Source organism: Inquilinus ginsengisoli (assembly GCF_031453975.1).
In the GTDB taxonomy this organism is placed as follows: domain Bacteria; phylum Pseudomonadota; class Alphaproteobacteria; order DSM-16000; family Inquilinaceae; genus Inquilinus; species Inquilinus ginsengisoli_A.
The window spans coordinates 480,487-502,543 of sequence record NZ_JAVDPW010000003.1 but is presented as its reverse complement, the minus strand read 5'-3'; the positions used below and the strand labels follow the sequence as shown (position 1 = coordinate 502,543).

Sequence of the window (22,057 nt, the reverse complement as noted above, 5' to 3'; positions counted from 1 at the left end):
AAGCAACGCGCAATGCCCATGCACATCATCGACCGGCGGCTCAATCCGGGGGGAAAGAGCCTCGTCAACCGCCAGCGCTTCCTGCGCCGGGCCAAGGCCCTGGTCCAGCGCGCGGTCCGCGACAGTTCGCGGGAACGCAGCATCAAGGAGCTGGAGCAGGGCGGCGAGGTCGTGATCCCGGTCACCGGGGTGAACGAGCCGCGGTTGCACCGTTCCAACGCCGGCGGCACGCGGGACCACGTGCTGCCCGGCAACAAGGAGTTCGTCGAGGGCGACACCATCCCGCGGCCGAAGCGCGGCGGCGGCGGATCAGGCAGCGAGGGCGCCCCCGACGGCGACGGGCAGGACGAGTTCCGCTTCGTGCTGTCGCAGGAGGAGTATCTCGAGCTGTTCCTCGACGACCTCGAACTGCCCGACCTGGCCAAGCGCAAGCTGGTCGCCGCCGAAAGCGTGGGCTGGCGGCGCGCCGGCTATTCCACCACAGGCGGCCCGTCCAGCCTGGCGGTGACCCGCACCATGCAGCGCGCCATGTCCCGCCGGATCGCGCTGCGCCGCCCCAAATCGGGCGAGATCCGCGACGTCGAGGCCGAGATCGCGGCCCTGGAGGCCGAAGCCGAGGCCGACCCCGACAAGATCGAGCAGCTGCAGGAGCATCTCGACCTGCTGCTGCAGCGCAGCCGGCGCATCCCCTATATCGACCCGGTCGACCTGCGCTATCGCCGGCTGGAGGCGGTGCCGAGGCCGGTGGCGCAGGCGGTGATGTTCTGCCTGATGGACGTCTCCGGCTCGATGACCGAGCACATGAAGGATCTGGCGAAGCGCTTCTTCGCCCTGCTGCACCTGTTCCTCAAGCGCCGCTACAAGCACGTCGAGATCGTCTTCATCCGCCACACCCACCAGGCCGAGGAGGTCGACGAGGAGACGTTCTTCTACTCGACCGAAAGCGGCGGCACCGTGGTGTCGACGGCGCTGGAAGAGATGGCGACCATCGTCGCCCAGCGCTACCGGCCGGAGGATTGGAACATCTACGCCGCCCAGGCCTCGGACGGCGACAACCTGTCGAGCGACAGCGCCAAATCGGCGACGCTGCTGAGCGACGCGATCCTGCCGCTGTGCCAGTACTTCGCCTATCTCGAGGTCGGCCGCGACGAGGACCCGATGTCGTCGGGCGTCGTGCCGCGGCAGACCGACCTGTGGCAGACCTATGACCGTGTCCGCAAGGCGGACGCGCCCTTTGCCATGCGCAAGGTCTGGCACCGCCGCGACATCTACCCGGTGTTCCGCGAGCTGTTCCAGCGCCGCGACGTCAGCGCGGGAGCCGAATGATGAGCGACACGGCACTGCTGTACCCCGGCACCGACTGGGATTTCGGCACCATCCAGCGGATCTACGATCGGGTCGAGCGGGTGGCGAAGGAGCTGAAGCTCGACACCTATCCCAACCAGATCGAGGTCATCACCGCCGAGCAGATGCTCGACGCCTACTCCTCGATCGGCATGCCGCTGTTCTACAAGCACTGGTCCTTCGGCAAGCAGTTCGCCCAGAACGAGGTGATGTATCGCAAGGGGCTGCGCGGCCTGGCCTATGAGCTGGTGATCAATTCCAGCCCCTGCATCAGCTACATCATGGAGGAGAACACCGCGACGCTGCAGACGCTGGTGATCGCCCATGCCGCCTTCGGCCACAACACCTTCTTCAAGACCAACTACCTGTTCAAGCAGTGGACGGATGCCGAGGGCATCCTCGACTATCTCGACTTCGCCAAGACCTACATCGCCCAGTGCGAAGAGCGTTATGGCCAGCAGCAGGTCGAGCAGCTGCTGGACGCCGCCCATGCGCTGATGAGCCATGGCGTGCACCGCTATCCCCGGCCGCGCCGGCCGGACCTGAAGACCGAGGAGCGCCGGGCCCGGGACCGGCTGGAGCACCAGGAGCACAGCTACAACGACCTGTGGCGGACCTTGCCCACGGCGCCGGCCAAGATACAGGCCAGCCTGAGCGACGAGCGCCGCAAGGCCCTGCTGGAGCTGCCGCAGGAGAACTTGCTGTACTTCCTGGAGAAGTCGGCGCCGCGGCTGCAGCCCTGGCAGCGTGAGCTGCTGCGCATCGTCCGGCTGGTGGCCCAATACTTCTATCCGCAGTCGCAGACCAAGGTGATGAACGAGGGCTGCGCCTGCTGGGTGCACTACAAGATCATGAACACCCTGCACCAGCAGGGCGCGCTGAACGACGGCGCTTTCCTGGAGTTCCTGCAGTCGCACACCAACGTGGTGTACCAGCCGGAGTTCAACGACCCTCACTACAACGGCATCAACCCCTATGCGCTCGGCCTGGGCATGATGCAGGACATCGAGCGGATCGTGGTCGACCCGACCGACGAGGACCGCGAGTGGTTCCCCGACATCGCCGGCAAGGGCGACGCCACCGCGGTGCTGCAGGACATCTGGGCGAACTACCGCGATGAGAGCTTCGTCTCCCAGTTCCTCAGCCCACGGCTGATCCGGCAGTGGCGTATGTTCCACCTGTACGACGACGCCGGCGCCTCCGAGCTGAAGGTCGAGGCCATCCATGACGAGCACGGCTATCGCCGGATCCGCAAGGCGCTGTCCCGGCAGTACGACGTGGCCTGGCTGGACCCCGACATCCAGGTGGTCGATGTCGACCTGGCCGGCGACCGCCGCCTGATCGTGCACCACAGCGTGCTGAACGGCATCCTGCTGGCCGAGAACGACGCCCGCCAGGTGCTGCAGCACCTCTCCGACCTGTGGGGCTACGACGTGCTGCTGAAGGAGATCGACCCGGCCACCGGCGCGGTGCTGAAGGAACACGCCGCCAGCGCCCGGGCGACGTTCTTCTGAGGTGGAAGACCCTTCCCTCCCTCCCTCATCTGTCATTGCCCGGCTTGACCGGGCAATCCAGGGGCCACCAAGAGCGGCTCTCGCCGCCCCTGGATGCCACGGTCAAGCCGTGGCATGACAAGGAGGAATGACTCGGTGCCCATCAGCCCGCCGGCGCCGGCGGCTTGGCCAGGTCCAGCGCGTGCTGGGCCACCGCCCCGGTCGCCGCGCCGCCACCGGCCACCGTGACGGTCGGGAAGGCGAAGGCGATGCCGTTGGCGTCGAACGCCTTCTTGATCATCGCCAGGGCCTTGCGCCGGATCACGAACTGCTCGCCCGGCTTGGTCATCATCTTCAGCCGGATCTGGATGGCGAAGTCGCCGAGCTGGTCGACGCCCTGCATCTTCAGCGTCTCCAGGATGTGCGGCGCGAACAGCGGGTCGGCCTGCAGGGCCTGGCCGATCTCCTTGACGATCGGCTTGATCTTGTCGAGATCGGTGTCGTAGGTGACGCTGATCGTCATCTTGTCGATCACCCAGTCGCGCGAATAGTTGGTGATCTTGTCCAGCGCGCCGAACGGGATGGTGTGCAGCGCGCCGCGCTGGTGGCGCAGCTTGAGCGAGCGCAGCGAGAACCCCTCCACCGTGCCGCGGATGCTGCCGCTTTCGATGTATTCGCCGATGCGGAAGGCGTCGTCGAACAGGAAGAACATGCCGGAGATGATGTCCTTGACCAGGGTCTGGGCGCCGAAGCCGACGGCGAGACCGACCACACCGGCGCCGGCGATCAGCGGCCCGATCTCGACCCCCAGCGCCGCCAGCGCGATCAGCCCGGCCATCACCGCCAGCACCACGAACAGCACGTTCTTCAGGATCGGCAGCAGCGTCCGCAGCCGGGCGTGGCGGCGGATCTGGTCGCTGCTGGTGGCATCGGTGCCGCCATGCCCTTCGACATTGGCCGTGGCGATGCGCTGGTCGATCCAGGCGCGCAGCAGGTGCCAGGCGAAATTCGCCACCAGGAACACGATGGCCGCGTTGATGGCGCCGCGCAGCAGCCGGGTCGACAGCGTGTCGCGCATGGTCAGCGAGGACAGGTCGACGCCGCTGACCGAGGCGATCAGCAGCGCCGCGCCGATCACCAGCAGCGCCCGGAATCCGCGCTCCAGCGTGACCGCCAGCAGCGAGGGCACCGGCTCCGCCGCCTCCGCCCCCGCCGGCCGCAGCACATGGGAGACGGCGAGGTGGACGCCGCGCAGCGCGATCGGCAGCAGCAGCAGGATGACGCCGACATAGAACGGCGCCACCGACCCGCTGAACAGCAGCAGCCAGACCACGACGAGGTACAGCGTCAGCAGCCAGGTGCCGACCCGGTGGCCATGGCCCACCCGGTCGCTGCCGTCGAAGGTCGGGGCGCGCCACACCGCGGCCAGGGTCAGGCCCAGCATCACCACGCTGCTGGCCAGGCCGACCAGGTACCAGGCCTCGCGCCGCAGCCCCAGCGTCTCCAGGTTGTCGAGCGTGGCCTGGATGAAGAAGAACCAGCCGACCAGCACCGCCGCCCACACGAACCAGTAATGCGCGGTCGGCGTCGCCATCGGCACCAGCCGGAAGCGCTCCGCCCCCGGCGCCAGGATGATGCGCCCCAGCACCAGCGTGACCCGGACGATCAGCACCAGCAGCAGGTAGGACAGCACGATCTGCTGCAGCAGCGGCGGCCATTCGAACAGCAGGAAGGCGCCGATGCTGCCGACGCCGAAGACGAAGACCAGGCCCAGGCCGTAGAGCGAGCGCAGCCACACCGCCTGCAGCCGGCCGTGCAGCGTTTCGAGATGGGTGTCGATCAGCCGGCGGCGGAAGCGGGCGGAGAGCCGCCAGTACAGCTTCTCGGCGCCGAAGCCGAGGCCGACGAACAGCAGCAGCGAGACCGCCGTCCAGATCAGCCCCTGCCCCTCCAGGTCCAGGACCAGGACATGCCAGGCCTGGCCCAGCTCCGCCGGCAGGGTCGGCGCGGCCGCGACCAGCGAGCGCAGGAAGGCCCGGGTGGTGTCGATGCCGATCGACATGCTCTGCTTCATGCTGCCGGCATCTGCTGGGGCCGGCGCGGCGGCGGCCGTCGCCTGGGCGGCCGGGCCGGCGGCGACCTGGCTTTGCAGCCAGCCGCGGATCTCCGGGTCCTGCAGCAGCTCGGCGAGGGTGTGCAGCTTGTCGGGCGCCGGCGCGGGTGCGGGTGCCTGAGCCGAGACCGGGCCGGCCACAGCCAGCCCGAGCAGGACGGCAAACAGAAGCAACAGGCGATGCATCGTAAACAGGCCCCTCAACCGATCTCGGCCGATGATAGGCCCGCCTCCCGCCCGCGCCGAAGCGACAACCGTTCCCACACCGCGACCAGGACCAGAATCAGCATCACGGCGACGCCGAGCAGCAGCGGCGACAGCACCACCGTCCCCGGCACCAAGCCGGCCAGCAGGACCAGGCCGGCGAGATGCGACAGCGGCAGCCGTCCCGCGGTCGTCCATTTGAACAGGGTGTTGCCGATCAGGTACAGCGCCGGCCCGCCCAGCAGCGCCGCGGCGGTCCCGGCCTCAGGGTGGCCGTCGGGATGGGCCAGCACCAGCTCGTCCGCCACCGCGCCGACGATGATGCCGGCGACGATCAGCAGGTGGATGTAGGTGTAGGCGATGCGGGCCAGCCGGCCGGGATCGTCGGACCGGGCGATGGTGTGGCTGCCGCGTTCGGCGCCGATGTCGAAATAGATCCACCACATCGCCACGCTGCCGATGAAGGAGGTGACGAAGGCGGCGATGGTGCTGAGGCCGGGCTCCAGTTCGGCGAAGGTGGCGCCGGTGACCAGGATCGATTCGCCGAGCGCGATGATGACGAACAGGCCGCAGCGTTCCGCCATGTGCCCGCCCTCGACATCCCAGTCCGCCGTGGTCGAGCGGCCGAGGCCGGGGGTCCAGAAGCCGAGCGACGGCGAGACGTATTCGATCGCCAGTGCCGCCGCCCACAGCGCCAGCCGCACCTCCGCCTCGGTGAAGGCGCCGGCGATCCAGAACAGGGCGGAGAGGATGAGCCAGGCGGTGATGCGCTGGAAATTGCGGAAGTTGCCGGCGCTGTGCCGCCGCACCGCCGCAGCCATGAACAGGCTGCGCCCCACCTGCATGAAGACATAGGCGCCGGCGAAGGCCAGCCCCTTCTCGGCGAAGGCCTCCGGCAGGGACGTCGACAGGATCAGCCCGGCCAGCATCAGGACCAGCAGCAGCAGGCGCACCGGCGTGCGTTCCGGGTCGAGCCAGTTGGTGACCCAGGATGTGTAGATCCACACCCACCAGACAGCCAGGAACAGCAGCCCGGTGTGCACCGCGCCGAGAAGGGTGAGGTCCTTCAGCAGGCTGTGCGACAGCTGGGTGATGGCGAAGACGAAGACCAGGTCGAAGAACAGTTCGACGAAGGTGACCTTGCCGTGTTCGTGCTCCTGGCGCCGGCGGAGCAGGCTTCGACGCCCGGCTGCCTGGTTCATGCGCATTCACTCCCCCCGAACACCGATGGTTTCCGATCCTATGCCGGGCCCGCGATCCGCGCGAGATGCCGCGCGGCGGCGGCTTCCAGCACCGGGCTCAGCGCGCTGGCCAGCGCCTCGAACTTGCCGACATCCTCCAGCCGGAAGCCGCCGAGCCGGTCGGTGACGGCGACCAGCGACGCCATCCGCCCGTCGGCGAAGGGCATCGGCAGGGCCAGGTAGTCGGTCGCCCCCTGCGCCGCCAGCCGGTGCAGCAGCGGATGCGCCGCCGCCGGCACCGGCCGGTCCAGCCGCAGCCGGAACGGCGTGCCGGTGCGGTCGATGTGCTCCAGCGGGCTGCCGACATAAGCCGCGTGCCGCTCCAGCCCGGTGCGGGCGACCCGGTCCCGGTCCAACGGCTGCCCCCGGCTCCAGACCGCCGCCCAGCCGGCGAGCGGCGGCGCCTCCGCCCGCAGCGACAGACGCAGCCGCACCAGCGGCGCCCCGGCCGCGGCCAGGCGCAGCGCCAGCGCCCGGGTCAGGTCGTTCGGATCGGCCAAGAACCGCCCGTCGTGCAGCAGCCAGGCCAGGATGGGCGCGAGCGCCCATCCCCCGGTGGCGTCGGCCAGGACCGCGGCGATCACGATCGTCCCGCCCCGGCGACCGCCATCGTCCTGCCCTCGGCTGCCCGCCGTCAGCGGGTGGCGTAGCCACCATTGGCGAACAGGGTCTGGCCGGTGATCCAGCTGCCCTCGGTCACCAGGAAGCGCACGATCGGCACGATCTCCTCGATCCGGGTCAGCCCGCCCAGGGCCGAGGCGGAGCTGTGGTAGGCGACCGAATCCGGCGTTTCCGCGGGGTAGAAGAACGGCGTGTCCATCGGCCCCGGCCCGACATTGTTGACCGAGATCTTCCGGGCGCCGAACTCCTTGGCCGCGGCGCGGGTAAAGTGCTCGACCGGCGCCTTGGCCCCGGCATAGGTCGAGTACAGTCCGGTGAAGGCGGCCAGCAGCGAGGTGACGATGGTGACGATGCGGCCGCCATCCTCCAGCGTTTTGCCGGCCTCGCGCAGGAAGAAATAGGCGGCCTTGGAATTGACCGCGAACATGTCGTCGTATTCCGCCTCGGTGGTCTCGACGAAGGGCTTCTTCAGCACCTTGCCGGCGGTGTTGACCGCGATGTCGACCCGACCGAAGCGGGCCTTGGCTTCGGCGAACAAGCGCTCGACCTCGGCCACCCGGGTCAGGTCGCCCTGCAGGGCGAAGGCCTGGCCTCCTGCCGCCTCGATCGCGGCGACGGTCGCATCGGCCGCCGCTTTGGTGCCGTCGCTATTGAAGTTGATGACGATCTTCGCGCCGGCGGCGGCGAGGTCGCGGCTGATCAGGCCGCCGAGATTCTTGGCGCCGCCGCCGATGATGGCGACCTTGTCCTGGAGGGGTTGGTTGGGCATGTCGTGCTCCTGCGATCCGGGGCGACCGCCACCCGGAGATGCGGCCGATGGCAGATCATGTCCCCCTATCACCGCGCGGCGCTTCCGCGATCCCCGCGGCGATTGCAGATTCTCCGGCCTCACCTTAAAATAGGTAAAATTTTATCTTTCTATCCCTTCCAGAGCCGGACAGGCCGATGCCATGGCAGAGATGCGTCCGATCGATCCCGTGGCCCACGAGACAGACCGGAGCGTCGTCCTGGCTGAGCAATCGGGCCGCTGGGGTCCGGTCGAGCTGGTGGTCACGCAGGAGGATATCCGCGCGGTCACGACCTGGCGGATGCGCGAGGCCCGGCATGCCGTCATCGTCCATCTCGGCGGGCCGATGCGGCGGCTGGAGACGGAGCTGGACGGCACCGGGGCCAGCCCGGAGCCGCCATCGGCCGGCGACATCTGGGTGGTGCCGGCAGGCCGGGCCTATGCCAGCCGGGCCCGCGGCGGCACCATCCGCTACGGCGTGCTGTATGTGGATCCGCAATTGCTGGCCCGGGTCGCGGGACCGGGTGCCGACATCACTCCGCGCCTCGGCCATCGCGACGAGTTCCTGTACCGCTCGGTGGAGCGCCTCGCCGGGCTGATCGGTCGCGGCGACGATCTTTCGACGACGCTGGGCGACAGCCTGGGCCAGGCGGCCGCCCTGCACTTGGCCGACGGCTACCGGGCGGACGCCCGGACCGGCGCCGGCAGTCGCCCCGGACCGCAGCTGACCGAGCGCGCGGCGGCGCGGCTGCGGGACCATATCCACGCCCATCTTGGCGACCGGATCGGGCTGGAGGCGCTGGCCGACCTGGCGGGGATGAGCCCGCACGTGCTGCTGGTCGCCTTCCGCCGGGCCTTCGGCACCACGCCGGCACAATACGTCATCGCCCAGCGGCTGCGCCGCGCCCGCTGGCTGCTGACGCATTCGGCCAGCGACATCACCGCGATCGCGCTGGAGACCGGCTTCGCCAGCCACAGCCACCTGACCACCGCCTTCCGGCGGCATGTCGGCCTGACCCCGCGCGACTTCCGCCGCCGCTGGCGGGACGATGCCTGACGTCAGACGGTCACTTCGGACGCTCGAGCTCCATGATGTCGAAATGGGATTCGAAGCGCGGCGACGGATACTCCAGCCGCAGCCGGTCGCGCCCGACCCGGACGAGGTAGCCGACCTGGTCGCGCTCGGCATCGGCGCCGTAGCGCACCGGCTTGCCCTCATGGCCGTAGTACAGCGCGCCGAGGAAGACCAGGCGCCCGGCATCCGCGTCATCGTAGAAGGCGCCGCTGGTGCGCTGCGACCCCGAGACCTTGTCCAGCCGAAGCCCGGCGCTGTCGTCGGTGATGCGGCAGCGGAACCAGTCATAGACCGTCAGCGGCAGGAGGCCGCCGAGCTTCGCCACCCGGCAGCGCCAAGTCCCGGCGAGGTCGGTGGCGCCGCGGATCGGCTGCGGCGTCCCGGCCAGCATCTGGTCCAGCACGGCGACCGCGGCCTTGTCGTCGCTCGCCCGCGCCTCGCCGATCGCCTGCGCCCGCACGGTGTCGAACGCCGCCAGCCGCGCCTTGTCGGCATCGGTCATCCGCGAGGCCAGCGTGCCGTCGGCAAACGCCGGAACGGCCGCGGCCACAAGCAGGACCAGCGAAAGCCAGAGATGTCGCATCATTCCCCCGATTTTGCCCGAAAGCCGGATCAGCCGGCGTCGATCCGCTCGATGAACCAGCGGCAGACCCGGCGCCACAGCTCGTCCTTGGCGACCAGGTCCTCGCAGCCATGGTCGAGATTGGGGTTGTCGTTGATCTCGATCACGAACACCCCCTTCTCGGTCTGCTTCAGGTCGACGCCGTACAGCCCGTCGCCGATCAGCCGCGCCGCCCGCACCGCGACATCCAGCACCTCGGGCGCCACCTCGTCGAGGGCGAAGGTCTTGAAGTTGCCCCAGCCGACCTTGCCGTCGGGGGAATGGCGGACGATCTGCCAGTGCTTCTTCGCCATCATGTACTGGCAGACGAACAGCGGCTCGCCATCCAGCACGCCGACCCGCCAGTCATGGTCGGTCGGCATGAACTCCTGGGCCAGGATGACGTCGGAATCGTCCAAGAGCTGCTCGGCCATCTGCTCCAGCTCGCGCCGGTCGTTGGCCTTGAACACGCCGCGGCTGAACGACCCGTCCGGGATCTTCAGCACGATCGGGTAGGCGAACTCCTCCTCCACCCGCTCGACATGCTTCAGGCTGTCGATCACCACCGTCTTCGGCGTCGGGATCTTGTTCGCGGTCAAGAGCTCGTAGAGATAGACCTTGTTGCCGCAGCGCAGGATCGAGGTCGAATCGTCGATCACCGGCATGCCCTCCTGCTCGGCCCTGCGGGCGAAGCGGAAGGTGTGGTTGTCGATCGCCGTGGTCTCGCGGATGAACAGGGCGTCGTATTCGGCCAGGCGCAGCAGGTCCTTCTTCTCGATGATCTCCACTTCCATATCCATGGTCTCGGCCACGCGGGCGAGCTTCAGGATCGAGCGGTGGGTCGAGGGCGCGAACTCCTCCTTCGGGTTGAACAGCACGGCGAGGGTGTATTTCGCCGGCTTGTTCTCCTTCGGGTTGCGCCAGCCCTGTCGGGTGTAGAGATCGAGCGTCTCGTAGAAGAAGGCGTCGGTCTCGCCTTCGATGTCGGAGATCGACAATTCGCCGACCGAGGCGATGCGGAATTTGTCGGTGAAGCGGACCTTGACCTCGAGGATCGGCGCCCGGAACCAATCGAAGACGCGGCGGCCGAAATCCTGGAACCGGTCGTCATCGGCGCGGCCGAAGCAGATGATCAGCTTGAACGGCCCCCCCGGGGGCACCGACAGCCGCTTGATCCGCCGGTTGAGGTCGTCCTCCAGATCCGGCAGCGCGATCTTGTAGAGCGTCTTCTGGCCGAGATCGAGAATGGTCTCGACCATCGGGATCACCCGGTGGGCGCGGGCCTCGGCGAGCAGGGAGACATAGTAGCCGCGCGTCATGTAGGCGGTGGAGCGGGTCAGGTTGATGACCTTCGCGTCCCCGCCCTTCAGCAGCTGCGGCCGGGAGATGTAGTCCCGGGCGGTGACGAGCTGGCGGCCATCCGGGTCGCCCTTGAAGTCGCCGATACGGTCGACGACGATGATCCAACCGCTCATGAGGCCTTCCTGCTGAGCACGACCGCGGCCCGGAGCTGGGTGCGGCCGTAACGGGCCATACGCTCGAATTCCTGCCGCGGGATCGGGAGATTGGCCTTGGCCGAAGCGCTCTCCATCTCCGTCTCCGCGACCCAGGGGTCGTGCACGTAGATGAAACGCTCGTCGAAGCCGTTCGCCACCACCCAATGCGGATTTTTTTCGCCGTAGCCCCGGAAGAGGCTGATCAACACGATCGGTATCGCCCCCTCCGCGATCAAGGCACTCATTTCGGGCAAAGTGAGGGCGCGGTGCACCACCTCGATGCGCCGGCGGGCACAGCGGGCGCGGAAATCCTCCTGCACCACCGTCATCACCGCCTTCTTGTCCGGGCTGCGCACCCCGTCGAGGAAGAGGAGCGCGTCGTCGCTGACGAAGATCCGGGCCCGCACGCCGCGGTCATGCGCGGCCAGCGCCATGCCGTAGGGGTCGCAGCCGCCATGGCCGGAGGTCATGTAGATCGTCGTCGCCTCGCGCCACAGCCGCAGCTCGCGCGCCCGGCTCAGCTCGATCGACGGGTCGAGCGCCTTCAGCGCCATCAGCAGCGCCGCGGCGCCGCAGGTGAAGTTGGTGGTCTGGGCGTAGTACGGGACGTGCAGGTCGGTCTGCGGCTGGTCGTCGGCGCCGAGCCGCTTCTCGAAGCGCAGCGCGTCGGCATGGTCCTCGTAGAAGTCGAGGTAGCGGCCGAAATGGAGGTAGCCGCGCGACTGGTAGAGGGCGATCGCCGGCGCGTTGTCCGGCCGGACCTCGAGCCGCAGGAACAGCGCCGCCTCGTCATGCGCCGCCCGCTCCGCCGCCTCGAGCAGCCGGGCGCCGAGCCCCCTACCCCGTGCCTCCGGATCGACCGCCAGCGAGTACAGCCGCGCCAGCGCCGTGGTCCGGCGCAGCAGCACCAGGGCGTAGCCGAGCAGCCGGCCGCCCTCCTCCGCTACGACGCACACCGCGTGGCCCCGGGTCAGGAGATGGAGGAAGCTGCGCCGGCTCAGCCGATCATGGTCGAAGGCCCGCGACTCGATCTCCAGCAGCCTCGGCACGTCGTCGGACGTGGCGAGCCGCAGCGTCTCGGAGATCGGGGCGGCGTGTCGGTCGTCGGGCATCACTCTAATCAAATCCCGGGATGGTTATCGCGCCGAAGCCGCCCCCGCACCAGGGGGTAATCCGAGATGACGAGGATTTCATCCACGGCCCAGGGAAGTCGTGGCATGGTCCCGCCGCCATGCCCCCGACAGACCCCGCCCCGCCTCGATTCCGCACCAGGATGACGCCGATGTTCGGTGCCCTTCGCCTCGTCCTCGCACTGCTCTGGCTGGTGCTGCTGCTGGGCGTCCCGTCCGACCCCGACGGCTGGCAGTTCTACGGCCTGACTTCGGTGCCGGTCGAGCTGGCGATTCTGGTCGCCGCCCTGGCCGTGGCGCCGCCGCTGCGCCGGTCGCGCGCCTTCGCCGCCGCGCTGGGCTGCCTGGGCCTGTTGGTCGCGGCGATCAAACTGGCCAACCTGGCCACCGAGCTGTCCTTCGGCCGGCCGGTCAGCCTGTATGTCGACCGGCTGCTGCTGATCGACGGCATGCACCTGGCGAACGGCGTCATCGGCGCCCTCGGCCTGATCGCCACCACTTTGGGGGTGATCCTGGCCGCCTGGTGCATCTGGTGGGCCACCGCCCGGTCGGTGCGCATGCTGCAGCGGGCCCTGTCCACGCCCCCGCGCCGCGGTGTCGCAGGCGCGCTGGGGCTGGTCGCCATCGTGGTCTTCGTCGTCGCCCAGACGGTGCCGGATGTCTACGGCCCGGCCCGGCCGGTGAACGACATCGCCAGCCACATGGTCGTGGACCAGGTCAACCGCCTGATCCCGGCGCTGGCGATGGAAGGCCGGTTCCGCGCCGAGGAGTCGGTCGACCCGCTGCGCGGCCTGCTGCCAGGCAAGCCGCTGGCCGGCCTGGACGGCGCCGATGTCACCATCGTCTTTCTCGAATCCTACGGCCGCAGCGCGCTGGAGGATCCCCGCTTCGACGCCGGGCCGAAGGCGGCGCTGGCCGAGATGGCGCCGAAGCTGACCGCCGCCGGCGTCTACACCGCGAGCGGCTGGCTCGCCTCCCCCACCCGCGGCGGCCAGTCCTGGCTGGCCCATGCGACCCTGACCAGCGGCCTGCAGATCGACGACCAGCTGCGCTACGACCTGCTGATGACCGGCAAGCGCCTGACCCTGACCCATCTGTTCAAGGAGGCCGGCTACTACACCGCGCTGATCGCCCCGGCGATCACCGGGGGCGAGCCGGAGGCGACCCATTTCTACGGCTTCGACCAAGCGATCTTCGCCGACGATCTGGGCTATGCCGGCCCGCCCTTCGGCTGGGTCACCATGCCGGACCAGTACACCCTGGCCGCCTATGAGCGCTGGCGGAAGGGTCAGCCGAAGCCGCTGTTCACCGAGGTCGTGCTGGTCTCCAGCCACGCGCCATGGACCCCGGTTCCGACCCTGGTCGAGGATTGGAGCCGGATCGGCGACGGCAGCCTGTACCGCACCCTGCCGGCCACCGGCGACACGCCGGAGGCGGTGTGGAGCGACCCCGACCGGGTGCGCGCCCAGTACGGCCAGTCGATGACCTATTCGCTGCGGTCGCTGCTGGACTACACCGCGAAATTCCTCGACGACCATTCGCTGATGGTGGTGCTGGGCGACCACCAGCCGGCGCCGATCGTGACCGGCCCGGGCACGCCCCGCGACGTCCCGGTGCATGTGTTCAGCCGCGACCGGGCGCTGGTCGACCGCTTCCTCGACTGGGGCTTCGTCGAGGGCCTCAACCCGCCGGCGACCACCGCCGTCCCGTCGATGTCGATCTTCCGCGACGCCTTTGCCCGGTCCTTCTCGCCGTAAAAGCGAGCTGATTTCCCCTGTCAATCTGTGAAAAGTGCAGCCCAGCACCTGCCGTCGCGCTTGGGTTCGCCGGCTTCTGCCGTGTTCGCGGACCGGGTAATTTGGCGTCGGAACAAATCTGGAAAGGTTGCGTTGATCGGTCGGTCCCGGCGCTGCGGCAACGAAATTATGGGGGTATGTCGCAGTGAACCGGGGCTGGCGGATGTGGGTTGACCGTGCGCGTCACAGCCCGGTGCCGCGCGCGGTTATGTTTGTCCAGGAACCGCCACAATCACGGTCGATGTTTCGTGTTATGTTGCATTGCACAAAATACTTGGTGGTGACGTGGGGCTGACCAGACGCCAGATCTTGATGGGGACCACCGCGCTGGCGGCGCTCCCTCTATTCGGCGCTGCCCGCCCTGCCCTGGCCGCGCCCAGCCTGGGCGACACCACGCCGTTCAGCATGACTTGGCTGGTCGACCGGGCGAAGACCGTGTCCCAAGCCCCGTTCGTGCCACCGGACGAAAGCCTGCCGGCCGAGATCACCCAGCTGACCTACGACCAGCAGCGGGCCATCCGCTTCTTGCCGGAACAGGCACTGTGGCGGCCGGAGAAGCTGCCGTTCCAGATGCAGTTCTTCCATCTCGGCGCCCTGTTCGACAAGCCGGTCCACATTTTCCAGGTCGACGGCTACCAGGCCAAGGAGATCCTGTACCGACAGGACCTGTTCGACCTCGGCGGCAACAAGTTCCCGGACAACCCATCGGACCATCTCGGCTTCGCCGGCTTCCGCCTGCACTACGCGATCAACCGGCCGGAGTTCCTGGACGAGATCGCGGTATTCCTGGCCGCCAGCTATTTCCGCTGCCTCGGCCGCAAGAACATATATGGTTTGTCGGCGCGCGGCCTGGCGATCGACACCGGCTCGACCCGCGGCGAAGAGTTCCCGGTTTTCCGTCAGTTCTGGGTCGAGACCCCGGCCCCGGACGCGACCCAGATCAGGGTCTACGCCCTGCTCGACAGCCCGGGCGTCAGCGGAGCCTACAGCTTCCTGATCAAGCCGGGCGAGACCACCACGGTCGATATCGAGGCCACGCTCTACCCCCGCCACACCATCGACAAGTTCGGCATCGCGCCGCTGACCAGCATGTTCCTGTTCGGGCCGCAGGATCACCGGTCGTTCGACGACTTCCGGCCCGAGGTGCATGACAGCGACGGGCTGTCGATGTGGAGCGGCGCCGGCGAATGGCTGTGGCGGCCGCTGCGCAACCCCGCCCGCCTGCTGATCAGCTCGTTCATGGACGAGAACCCGCGCGGCTTCGGCCTGATGCAGCGGCAGCGGTCCTACAGCAGCTACCAGGACCTCGAGGCGCTGTACGAGCGCCGGCCGAGCCTGTGGGTCGAGCCGCTGAGCGGCTGGGGCCCGGGCGTGGTGCAGCTGGTCGAGATCCCGACCGACCGCGAGATCCACGACAACATCGTCGCCTTCTGGGTGCCGAAGACCCCGGTCGACGGCGGCCAGGAGTGGAAACTGTCCTACCGCCTGCATTGGGGCATGAATCCGCCGGTCACCGGCGACCGCGGCATCGTGGTTTCCACCCGCACCGGGGCCGGCGGCGTGTCCGGCAGCGACAGCAAGACCAGCGACACCCGCAAATTCGTGATCGATTTCAAGGGCGGCGCCCTTGACTCTCTGCCGGAAGACGCTTCACTGGAGGCGGTGGTCACGGCATCGGCGGGCGAGATCCAATTCCCTGTGGCGCAGCGGAATCCGGAGCTCGGCGGCTGGCGTGCTTTTTTCGATCTGAAGCCCGCCGGCGACGACCCCGCCGAGCTTCGCTGTTACCTCCGGCAGGGCGGCAACGCGCTGACCGAAACATGGAGTTTCCAATGGACGCCTTGACGACGCATCGGAATCGACCCATGTCCCAGATCGGGCTCCGCACCCCGGTCAACATCAACATGCCAGACTCCGTCCTCGGCTTCTTCCAGGCCCTCGGCTTCACCGACCCGGCCGCGCTGTCCGGCGCGATCGAGACGGCATTCTGCGACGTCGACCCGGCCGCGATGCCGGCGCCGGCGCTGCTGGACCATGCCCGCCGCCGCGCGGCCGACTGGTTCGCCGTGGTGCTGAACCGCAGTGAGCGCAACGACGACGCGATCCTGACCATCGGCCGGGCCGCCTACCTGCTGACCGACGCCGCCCGCCGCTGGCCCGAACACTTCCTGTCCGAGGACCCGCTGCCCCAGGCGATGGAGCAGGCGCTGCGCCGGGTGTCGCCGGTGCCGGTGCCGCGCGCCCAGCCGACCCCGATGGTCGACCAGCCGCTGGACCCGGTCTGGGCCGGCGAGCCGCTGAAGCGCATCTTCGGCCGCTGGTCGCCCGAGGCGGCTGAGCGGCGTCCGGCCTGACGGAAAGGCGCCCGACCCCACCAATGAGCGGACTCGAAGCGGCGTCCTACGCCTCCGCGGCCCGTTGGCGCCGCCTTGCCGTCTTCGGGGCGACGGCATTGTCCACCCTGGCCGGGGCCTTCGCCCTGTATCGTTTCCTGTCGGTCGGCGGCGTCACCGGGCTCGAGCTGGCCCTGGTGGTGATGTTCGCCATCAACTTCTCCTGGATCTCGCTGTCCTTCTGGACCGCCCTGCCCGGCTTCCTGACGCTGCTGCTGCGCTGGGGCCAGCCGGGCCTGCTGTGGCCGCAGGGCGCCGACACAGTAGCGCCGCTGCGCAGCCGCACCGCCGTGCTGATGCCGATCTACAACGAGGACACCACCGGCATCTACGCCAACCTCCAGGCGATCCATGACAGCCTGGCGCGGACCGGCCATCTCGGCGCCTTCGACATCTTCATCCTCAGCGACACCACCAACCCCGACGTCTGGGTGGCCGAGGAGATCGGCTGGAGCGCGCTGTGTCGCCGCACCGACGGCAGCGGTCGGATCTTCTACCGCAAGCGCCGCCACAACGTGGCGAAGAAGGCCGGCAACATCGCCGATTTCTGCACCCGCTGGGGCGCCCGCTACGACTTCATGGTGGTCTTGGACGCCGACAGCCTGATGGCCGGCGACACCCTGGTCACCATGGCCCGGCTGATGCAGGCCAACCCGCGCGCCGGCATCATCCAGGCGCCGCCGCTGGTGGTGAACCGCAACACCCTGTGGGCCCGGATGCAGCAGTTCGCCGGCAGCCTGTACGGCCCGATCGTCGGCGCCGGCCTGGCCTTCTGGCAGCTCGGCGACGGCAATTACTGGGGCCACAACGCCATCATCCGCACCCGCGCCTTCATCGAGAGCTGCGGCCTGCCGATCCTGTCGGGCCGACCGCCCTTCGGCGGCCACATCCTGTCGCATGATTTCGTCGAGGCGGCGCTGATCCGGCGCAACGGCTGGACCGCCTGGCTGGTGCCGGAGCTCGGCGGCAGCTACGAGGAATGCCCGCCGACGATGATCGACCATGCCAAGCGCGACCGGCGCTGGTGCCAGGGCAACATGCAGCATCTGCGCATCATGGTGGCGCGCGGCCTGCACCCGCTGTCGCGCCAGCACATGGCGATGGGCGTGATGAGCTACGTCTCCTCGCCGCTGTGGCTGATCTTCATCTGCGTCGGCATGATGACGGCGCTGGAGCACAAGCTCGAGATCCCGGTCTACTTCCCCCAGGGCGAGACGCTGTTCCCGGTGTGGCCGGTGCAGGACCAGACGCTGGCGGTGCGCCTGCTGGTGATCTCGTTCCTGATGCTGATGGCGCCGAAGATCTTCGGCTGGACCCTGCTGCTGTTCAACCCGCGGCTGGCCGCCGGCTATGGCGGCCCCTTCCGGGCCCTGCTGAGCCTGCTGTTCGAGACCTTCTTCTCGATCTTCCAGGCGCCGGTGATGATGCTGTTCCACTCCAATTTCGTGCTGCAGACCTTCCTCGGCCGCGACAGCGGTTGGGGCACCCAGTCGCGCGACGACCGCGGCACGCCCTGGTCCGACGCGGTGCAGATGCATCGCGGCCACACCATCTTCGGCGTGGTGCTGGGCATCCTGGCGCTGTGGATCTCACCCTCGATGCTGGCCTGGCTGTCGCCGCTGGTGATCGGCCTGTTGCTGTCGATCCCGCTGTCGGTGATCACCTCGCGCCAGTCGACCGGCCTGTGGGCCCGTCGGCTGGGCCTGCTGGTGACGCCGGAGGAGACCAAGCGCCCGCAGATCGTGATCGAGGCGGCGGCGCTGGGCGAAAGGCTGAACGCCACCACCACGCCGGTCACCGACGGCCTGGCCCAGGTGATCCGCGACCCGCTGGCCAACGCCATCCACATGACGCTGCTGACCGGCGCGCCCGAGGCCGGCCACGAGGATCCCCGCGTGGTCGATGCGGCGCGGCGCAAGCTGACCGCCGGCGGCCCGGGCACCATGAGCACCGGCGCCCTGAGCCGCGACGAGAAGGTGGCGCTGCTGTTCGACCCGCGCTCCCTGGGCGAGCTGCACCTGGCCGCCCTGGCCGGCGGCCGGCTGCAGGTCGCGCCGAGAGGCTGAGCCTCGTAGGTTGGGTTCGCCGCGGCGAACCCAACCTACCCTCCCCGCGTCAGCCCCAGTCGGCGACCGGCCGCTGGCGGATCTCCAGCCCATCCGGGATCGCCAGCCAGCCCAGGACGGTGACGTCCCAGCCGGCGGCCTCCGCGATCGCCCGCACCGCCTCGGCCGAGGGCAGCGGCATCGACAGCTGGTCGAGGCCGTAGGACGGCCGCGCCGCCGTGACCAGCAGGGTCTCGCCGGCGCCGATGCGGCCGGCCAGGGCCGGCACCGAGGCCTGTGGGAACAGCAGATGGGTGTTCGGGGCGACATCCGCCTCGACCGCACGCCGCAGCCCGCCGAGATCGGCGAGGCTGGAGCCATGCCCGTCGGCCACCGCGATGGTCAGCCCCACCAGGCCAGGCCCCTTTGCATCGAGCGCCTGCAGCAGCTTGCCGCGCGTCCGGCTGTGCGCCGGCACCGCGTGGCCGGTCTCGATCACCGCCAGCGGCGTGTCGGCGGCGATGCGGTGCAGCCGCACCTCCCAATCCCCGGCGAAGGATTGCAACGTCGTCACCGTGACCCCGGCCAGCGGCTGCCATACGGTCTCGATCCAGCCCTCCCCGACCCGGGAGGCGGTCAGCGCCCCGCGGCTGCGGAACTCGCGGCCGTCACGGCTGACGGCCAGGATATTGTCGCCACAGAAGCCGACCGGCAGCCAGCGATCGCCCTCCACTGCCATCCCGAAGCGCGTGGAATAGGCCAGCTTGCCGTATTTGTCGGTCGATCCGCGCATCTCGGTGCGGACCGGCCCGGCCGGCAGCGCCACCACGTCGCCCCGGCTGCGGCGGACCACCGTCGAGGCGCCGCGCAGCGTCGATGTGCCGTCCGGCGCGTCCAGCGCCTCCTCCCGCGCCGTCCAGAACGGGTGGCTATCCGGCAAGGCCAGCGGCAGGAAGGCCTTGAACGCCCAGTAGGGCGAGCCGGGCGAGTTGTACTCCTCGCTCATCAGGTAGTTCGGCCAGCGGTAGCCGACCGGCAGGCGGCCCGCGGCGTCGAAGATCGGCTGCTGCATCCACCAGCGCAACTGGCGGGCCCACAGGCCGCGGATCTGGCCCCAGGGCAGCGCCTCGACCCCGGCATAGGCCAAGGCGCCCCAGAAGCCGGCCATGGCGAAGCGGTAGGTCAGCGACCGGCCGATCGCCAACGCCGCCCCGTCGGCCCCGAACCAGTGGCGGAAGCCCTGGGCGAAGGCGGTGGCGCGGTCGCGATAGGCCTGGGCCCGCGCCGGGTCGCGATCGCCGGCATGGGCGGCGTAGATCAGCCCGTAGAACTGCAGCGCGAAGCCGTTGTAGTGGTCGATCCAGCCGCCGTCGCCATCGCCATACCAGCCTTCGGCGCCGATGAAGTCGTCGATCCGGGCCAGATGGCGGTCGCGCGACGCAGTGTCGATGCCGACGCCCACCCGCTCCAGCCCCAGCCCGGCCATCACCGGGAAGAAATGCCAGTTGTTGTCGGCCATCTGCACCGACTGGATGCCGCCGAGCCAGGTCGCCGCGCGTTGCTTCGCCGCCTCGGGCAGCGGGTCCCACAGCCGGTCGGGCGCCAGCGCCAGGGCGAAGCCCAGCGCCGCCATCTCGACCGCGCGCTGGTCGGTGTCAGTCACCGCCTCCCAGTACTCCGGATGGTCCGGGTCGGTGCCGTTGGCCAGGCCTTCGCGGAACTTGTCCCAGAAGTCGAAGCCGCCGCCTCCGGCATGCAGCGGCGCCAGGCCCCACAGCGGCCTTGCATAGCCTTCGAACCACTGCGCCTTGCGGTTGAAATGCGCGGAATCGAGGCCGAGGCGGATCTGCGCCCGGCCCCGGCTGAAGCCGGATTCCAGCGGCGCGGAAAGGTCGCGCAGCAGGCGCTGCACGTCGGAGCGGGTCGCCAGCGGGTTGGTGCGGGCGCGATCGGCGGTGGTGTCGGTCATTTCGATGCCCAGAGCAGGCCCCGGCGCAGGATCTCGCGCATCTCAGGGTGTTCGAACTCACGCACCACATGGCCCAGCGCGGTGTAGAACACCCGCCCGGCGCCGTAGCGCTTCTTGTACACCACCGGCATGGTCACGCCGTCGATCCAGGCGGCGTGGTCGCCCGAGAAGGTGGTGGTGGCCAGCACCTCCACCGCCGGGTCGACATGCAGGTAGTACTGTTCCGACAGGTAGTCGAAATCCCCGATCCCGGCCATCACGGGGTCGTCCGGCCGGGTCACGTTCACCCGGAACGGGATGATGTTGCCGGGATGGGCCACCCATTGGCAGCCGGCCATGAAGTGGAAGGCCACCGCCTCGCGGAACGACCCGGCCAGGCAGCCGTGATAGCCGGCGATCCCGGCCCCGCCCTCGACCGCGGCCAGCAGGTTGTCTAGCGGCTCCTTGGTGATCGCGGAGCGGGTGAACATCGGCACGATCAGGTCCATCCCGCGCAGCGCCGGGTCGGCGAAGGCGTCGACGTCGCCCTCCACCCGGACGTCGAAGCCCTCCTGCCGCAGCATCGCGGCGACATAGGCGGCGCCCTGTTCCGGCTCATGGCCTTCCCAGCCGCCCCAGACGATCATCGCGCGTTTCATCGTGGTCCTCTTCAGGCCCGGGAGACCCAGCCCTCGTAACGGGAATGGCCGGGGCCGATCGGCAGATCGACCACCGTGCCGGTTTCGGCGGCGTGGAACAGCGCCGTGATCAGCTCCAGCGAGCGCTGGGCGTCGTCCAGCGTCACCGGGAAGGGCGCGCCGGTGGCCAGCGCGTCGTGGAACAGCTCGAACTGCCGGGCGAAGTTGGCTTTCCCGGGCGGCAGTTCGGCCATGGCCCTGGCGATGCGCTCGCCCGCCTCGGGGCTGGCCGGGATCACGGTCCACTCCAGCTCCGCCGGCCGGCCGGCGTCGTTGCCGTCGCCTTGCACCTCGAAGGCGACATGCTCGAAGCAGAAGCGCATCCGGGTGATCTGCTTGGCCGAGCCCAGCGTGGCGGTCAGCGAGGCCAGCGACCCGTCGGCCATGCGCAGGCTGCCAACCGCGCAATCCTCGACCTCGACCGGGTTGACCCGCGTGGTCTTGAAGCCGGCGACCGTGGCGGCCGGCCCCATCAGGAAGAACAGCAGGTCGTGCATGTGGATCGCCTGGGTCAGCAGCACGCCGCCCAGCTCCGACGCCAGCTTGCCGCGCCACGGCACTTGGTAGTAGTCCGGGCCGCGGCGCCACGCGGTCTCGACCGCCGAGACATAGGCCTTGCCGGCCAGGCCGCTGTCGACCACGTGCTTGACCCGCGCCAGCCCGTCGCCGAAGCGGTACTGGAAGATCGGCATCGCCCGGCGGCCGGACTCCGCCTCGGCCCGGCGCACCGCCTCCAGCTGCGCCAGCGACGCGACGAAGGGCTTCTCGCAGATCACATGCTTACCGGCGGCCAGCGCCGCGGTGACCCCGCCGAAATGCAGGTTCGGCGGAGTGCAGATCGACACCACGTCGACATCGGGCATGGCCAGCACGGCGTCGAGGCTTGCAGCCATGCGCGGGATGCCGTGGCGGGCGGCGAAGGCCTCGGCCCGGGACGGGTCGAGATCCGCGGCCACCGCCACCTCGAACTGCTCCGGCAAGACCGCGAAGCCACGCTCGACCTGGGATCCGGCGACCCAGCCGCAGCCGATCATCGCCACCTTGAGACGGGTCATGCTGTCCTCAACGCTTC

17 protein-coding genes are annotated in these 22,057 nt (G+C 69.3%); 7 read left to right on the top strand and 10 right to left on the bottom strand.

The window, feature by feature from the left end:
- Window positions 1-12 precede the first annotated feature (12 nt).
- Together E9232_RS10060 and E9232_RS10055 are read left to right on the top strand one after the other, a co-directional pair.
- Window positions 13-1,326 carry a YeaH/YhbH family protein gene (locus tag E9232_RS10060; RefSeq protein WP_441719954.1) on the top strand — a complete coding sequence of 438 codons (1,314 nt, stop codon included), beginning with the start codon at window positions 13-15 and terminating at the stop codon, window positions 1,324-1,326.
- Entirely contained in the window at window positions 1,326-2,858 is a 1,533-nt protein-coding gene (locus E9232_RS10055) for a SpoVR family protein (RefSeq protein WP_309793795.1), read from the top strand. Before E9232_RS10060 ends, E9232_RS10055 begins: the two co-directional genes overlap by 1 nt.
- 142 nt (window positions 2,859-3,000) lie before the next feature.
- On the opposite strand, the gene E9232_RS10050 is transcribed toward E9232_RS10055, so the two are convergent.
- Genes E9232_RS10050 through E9232_RS10035 form a run of 4 tightly spaced genes read right to left on the bottom strand, consistent with a single transcriptional unit; the run spans window position 3,001 to window position 7,785 of the window.
- The gene (locus tag E9232_RS10050) at window positions 3,001-5,124 is read right to left on the bottom strand and encodes a mechanosensitive ion channel family protein (protein WP_309793794.1); all 2,124 of its coding nucleotides are present in this window, start codon (window positions 5,122-5,124) and stop codon (window positions 3,001-3,003) included.
- A gap of 26 nt (window positions 5,125-5,150) precedes the next feature.
- A complete protein-coding gene (locus E9232_RS10045) occupies window positions 5,151-6,356 on the bottom strand; it encodes a low temperature requirement protein A (RefSeq protein ID WP_309793793.1) in 1,206 nt (401 codons plus the stop codon).
- 38 nt (window positions 6,357-6,394) lie between these two features.
- Window positions 6,395-6,979, bottom strand: a complete 585-nt coding sequence (locus tag E9232_RS10040; RefSeq protein ID WP_309793792.1) for a hypothetical protein — start codon at window positions 6,977-6,979, stop codon at window positions 6,395-6,397.
- A gap of 50 nt (window positions 6,980-7,029) precedes the next feature.
- Window positions 7,030-7,785, bottom strand: a complete 756-nt coding sequence (locus E9232_RS10035; RefSeq protein ID WP_309793791.1) for an SDR family oxidoreductase — start codon at window positions 7,783-7,785, stop codon at window positions 7,030-7,032.
- Window positions 7,786-7,993: 208 nt separating this feature from the next.
- On the opposite strand from E9232_RS10035, the gene E9232_RS10030 reads away from it, so the two are divergent.
- On the top strand, window positions 7,994-8,860 hold the full coding sequence (locus E9232_RS10030) for a helix-turn-helix domain-containing protein (RefSeq protein WP_309793790.1): 867 nt from the start codon (window positions 7,994-7,996) through the stop codon (window positions 8,858-8,860).
- Window positions 8,861-8,870: 10 nt separating this feature from the next.
- Here the strand turns inward: E9232_RS10030 and E9232_RS10025 are convergent, their stop codons facing one another.
- The 3 genes from E9232_RS10025 to E9232_RS10015 are packed head-to-tail and all read right to left on the bottom strand — an operon-like array spanning window position 8,871 to window position 12,087.
- Window positions 8,871-9,464 carry a DUF4893 domain-containing protein gene (locus tag E9232_RS10025; protein ID WP_309793789.1) on the bottom strand — a complete coding sequence of 198 codons (594 nt, stop codon included), beginning with the start codon at window positions 9,462-9,464 and terminating at the stop codon, window positions 8,871-8,873.
- 26 nt (window positions 9,465-9,490) lie between these two features.
- The gene (locus E9232_RS10020) at window positions 9,491-10,954 is read right to left on the bottom strand and encodes a RimK family ATP-grasp domain-containing protein (RefSeq protein ID WP_309793788.1); all 1,464 of its coding nucleotides are present in this window, start codon (window positions 10,952-10,954) and stop codon (window positions 9,491-9,493) included.
- Entirely contained in the window at window positions 10,951-12,087 is a 1,137-nt protein-coding gene (locus E9232_RS10015) for a peptidase C39 family protein (RefSeq protein ID WP_309793787.1), read from the bottom strand. Before E9232_RS10015 ends, E9232_RS10020 begins: the two co-directional genes overlap by 4 nt.
- A gap of 170 nt (window positions 12,088-12,257) precedes the next feature.
- On the opposite strand from E9232_RS10015, the gene E9232_RS10010 reads away from it, so the two are divergent.
- The 4 genes from E9232_RS10010 to mdoH all read left to right on the top strand — a co-directional run bounded on the left by E9232_RS10010 (window position 12,258) and on the right by mdoH (window position 18,360).
- Entirely contained in the window at window positions 12,258-13,862 is a 1,605-nt protein-coding gene (locus E9232_RS10010) for a sulfatase-like hydrolase/transferase (RefSeq protein ID WP_309793786.1), read from the top strand.
- A gap of 351 nt (window positions 13,863-14,213) precedes the next feature.
- A complete protein-coding gene (locus E9232_RS10005) occupies window positions 14,214-15,746 on the top strand; it encodes an OpgD/OpgG family glucan biosynthesis protein (RefSeq protein WP_309794092.1) in 1,533 nt (510 codons plus the stop codon).
- 20 nt (window positions 15,747-15,766) lie between these two features.
- The gene (locus E9232_RS10000) at window positions 15,767-16,255 is read left to right on the top strand and encodes a hypothetical protein (protein WP_309793785.1); all 489 of its coding nucleotides are present in this window, start codon (window positions 15,767-15,769) and stop codon (window positions 16,253-16,255) included.
- 23 nt (window positions 16,256-16,278) lie between these two features.
- Window positions 16,279-18,360 (top strand): glucans biosynthesis glucosyltransferase MdoH, encoded by a 2,082-nt coding sequence (mdoH, locus tag E9232_RS09995; protein WP_309793784.1) that lies wholly within the window; start codon window positions 16,279-16,281, stop codon window positions 18,358-18,360.
- 49 nt (window positions 18,361-18,409) lie between these two features.
- Here the strand turns inward: mdoH and E9232_RS09990 are convergent, their stop codons facing one another.
- Genes E9232_RS09990 through E9232_RS09980 form a run of 3 tightly spaced genes read right to left on the bottom strand, consistent with a single transcriptional unit; the run spans window position 18,410 to window position 22,040 of the window.
- Entirely contained in the window at window positions 18,410-20,308 is a 1,899-nt protein-coding gene (locus E9232_RS09990) for a DUF2264 domain-containing protein (protein WP_309793783.1), read from the bottom strand.
- Window positions 20,305-20,946: a ThuA domain-containing protein gene (locus E9232_RS09985; RefSeq protein ID WP_309793782.1), complete on the bottom strand. Its 642-nt coding sequence runs from the start codon at window positions 20,944-20,946 to the stop codon at window positions 20,305-20,307. The genes E9232_RS09990 and E9232_RS09985 overlap by 4 nt, the downstream gene beginning before the upstream one ends.
- A gap of 11 nt (window positions 20,947-20,957) precedes the next feature.
- Window positions 20,958-22,040, bottom strand: a complete 1,083-nt coding sequence (locus E9232_RS09980; RefSeq protein ID WP_309793781.1) for a Gfo/Idh/MocA family protein — start codon at window positions 22,038-22,040, stop codon at window positions 20,958-20,960.
- Window positions 22,041-22,057: the final 17 nt, after the last annotated feature.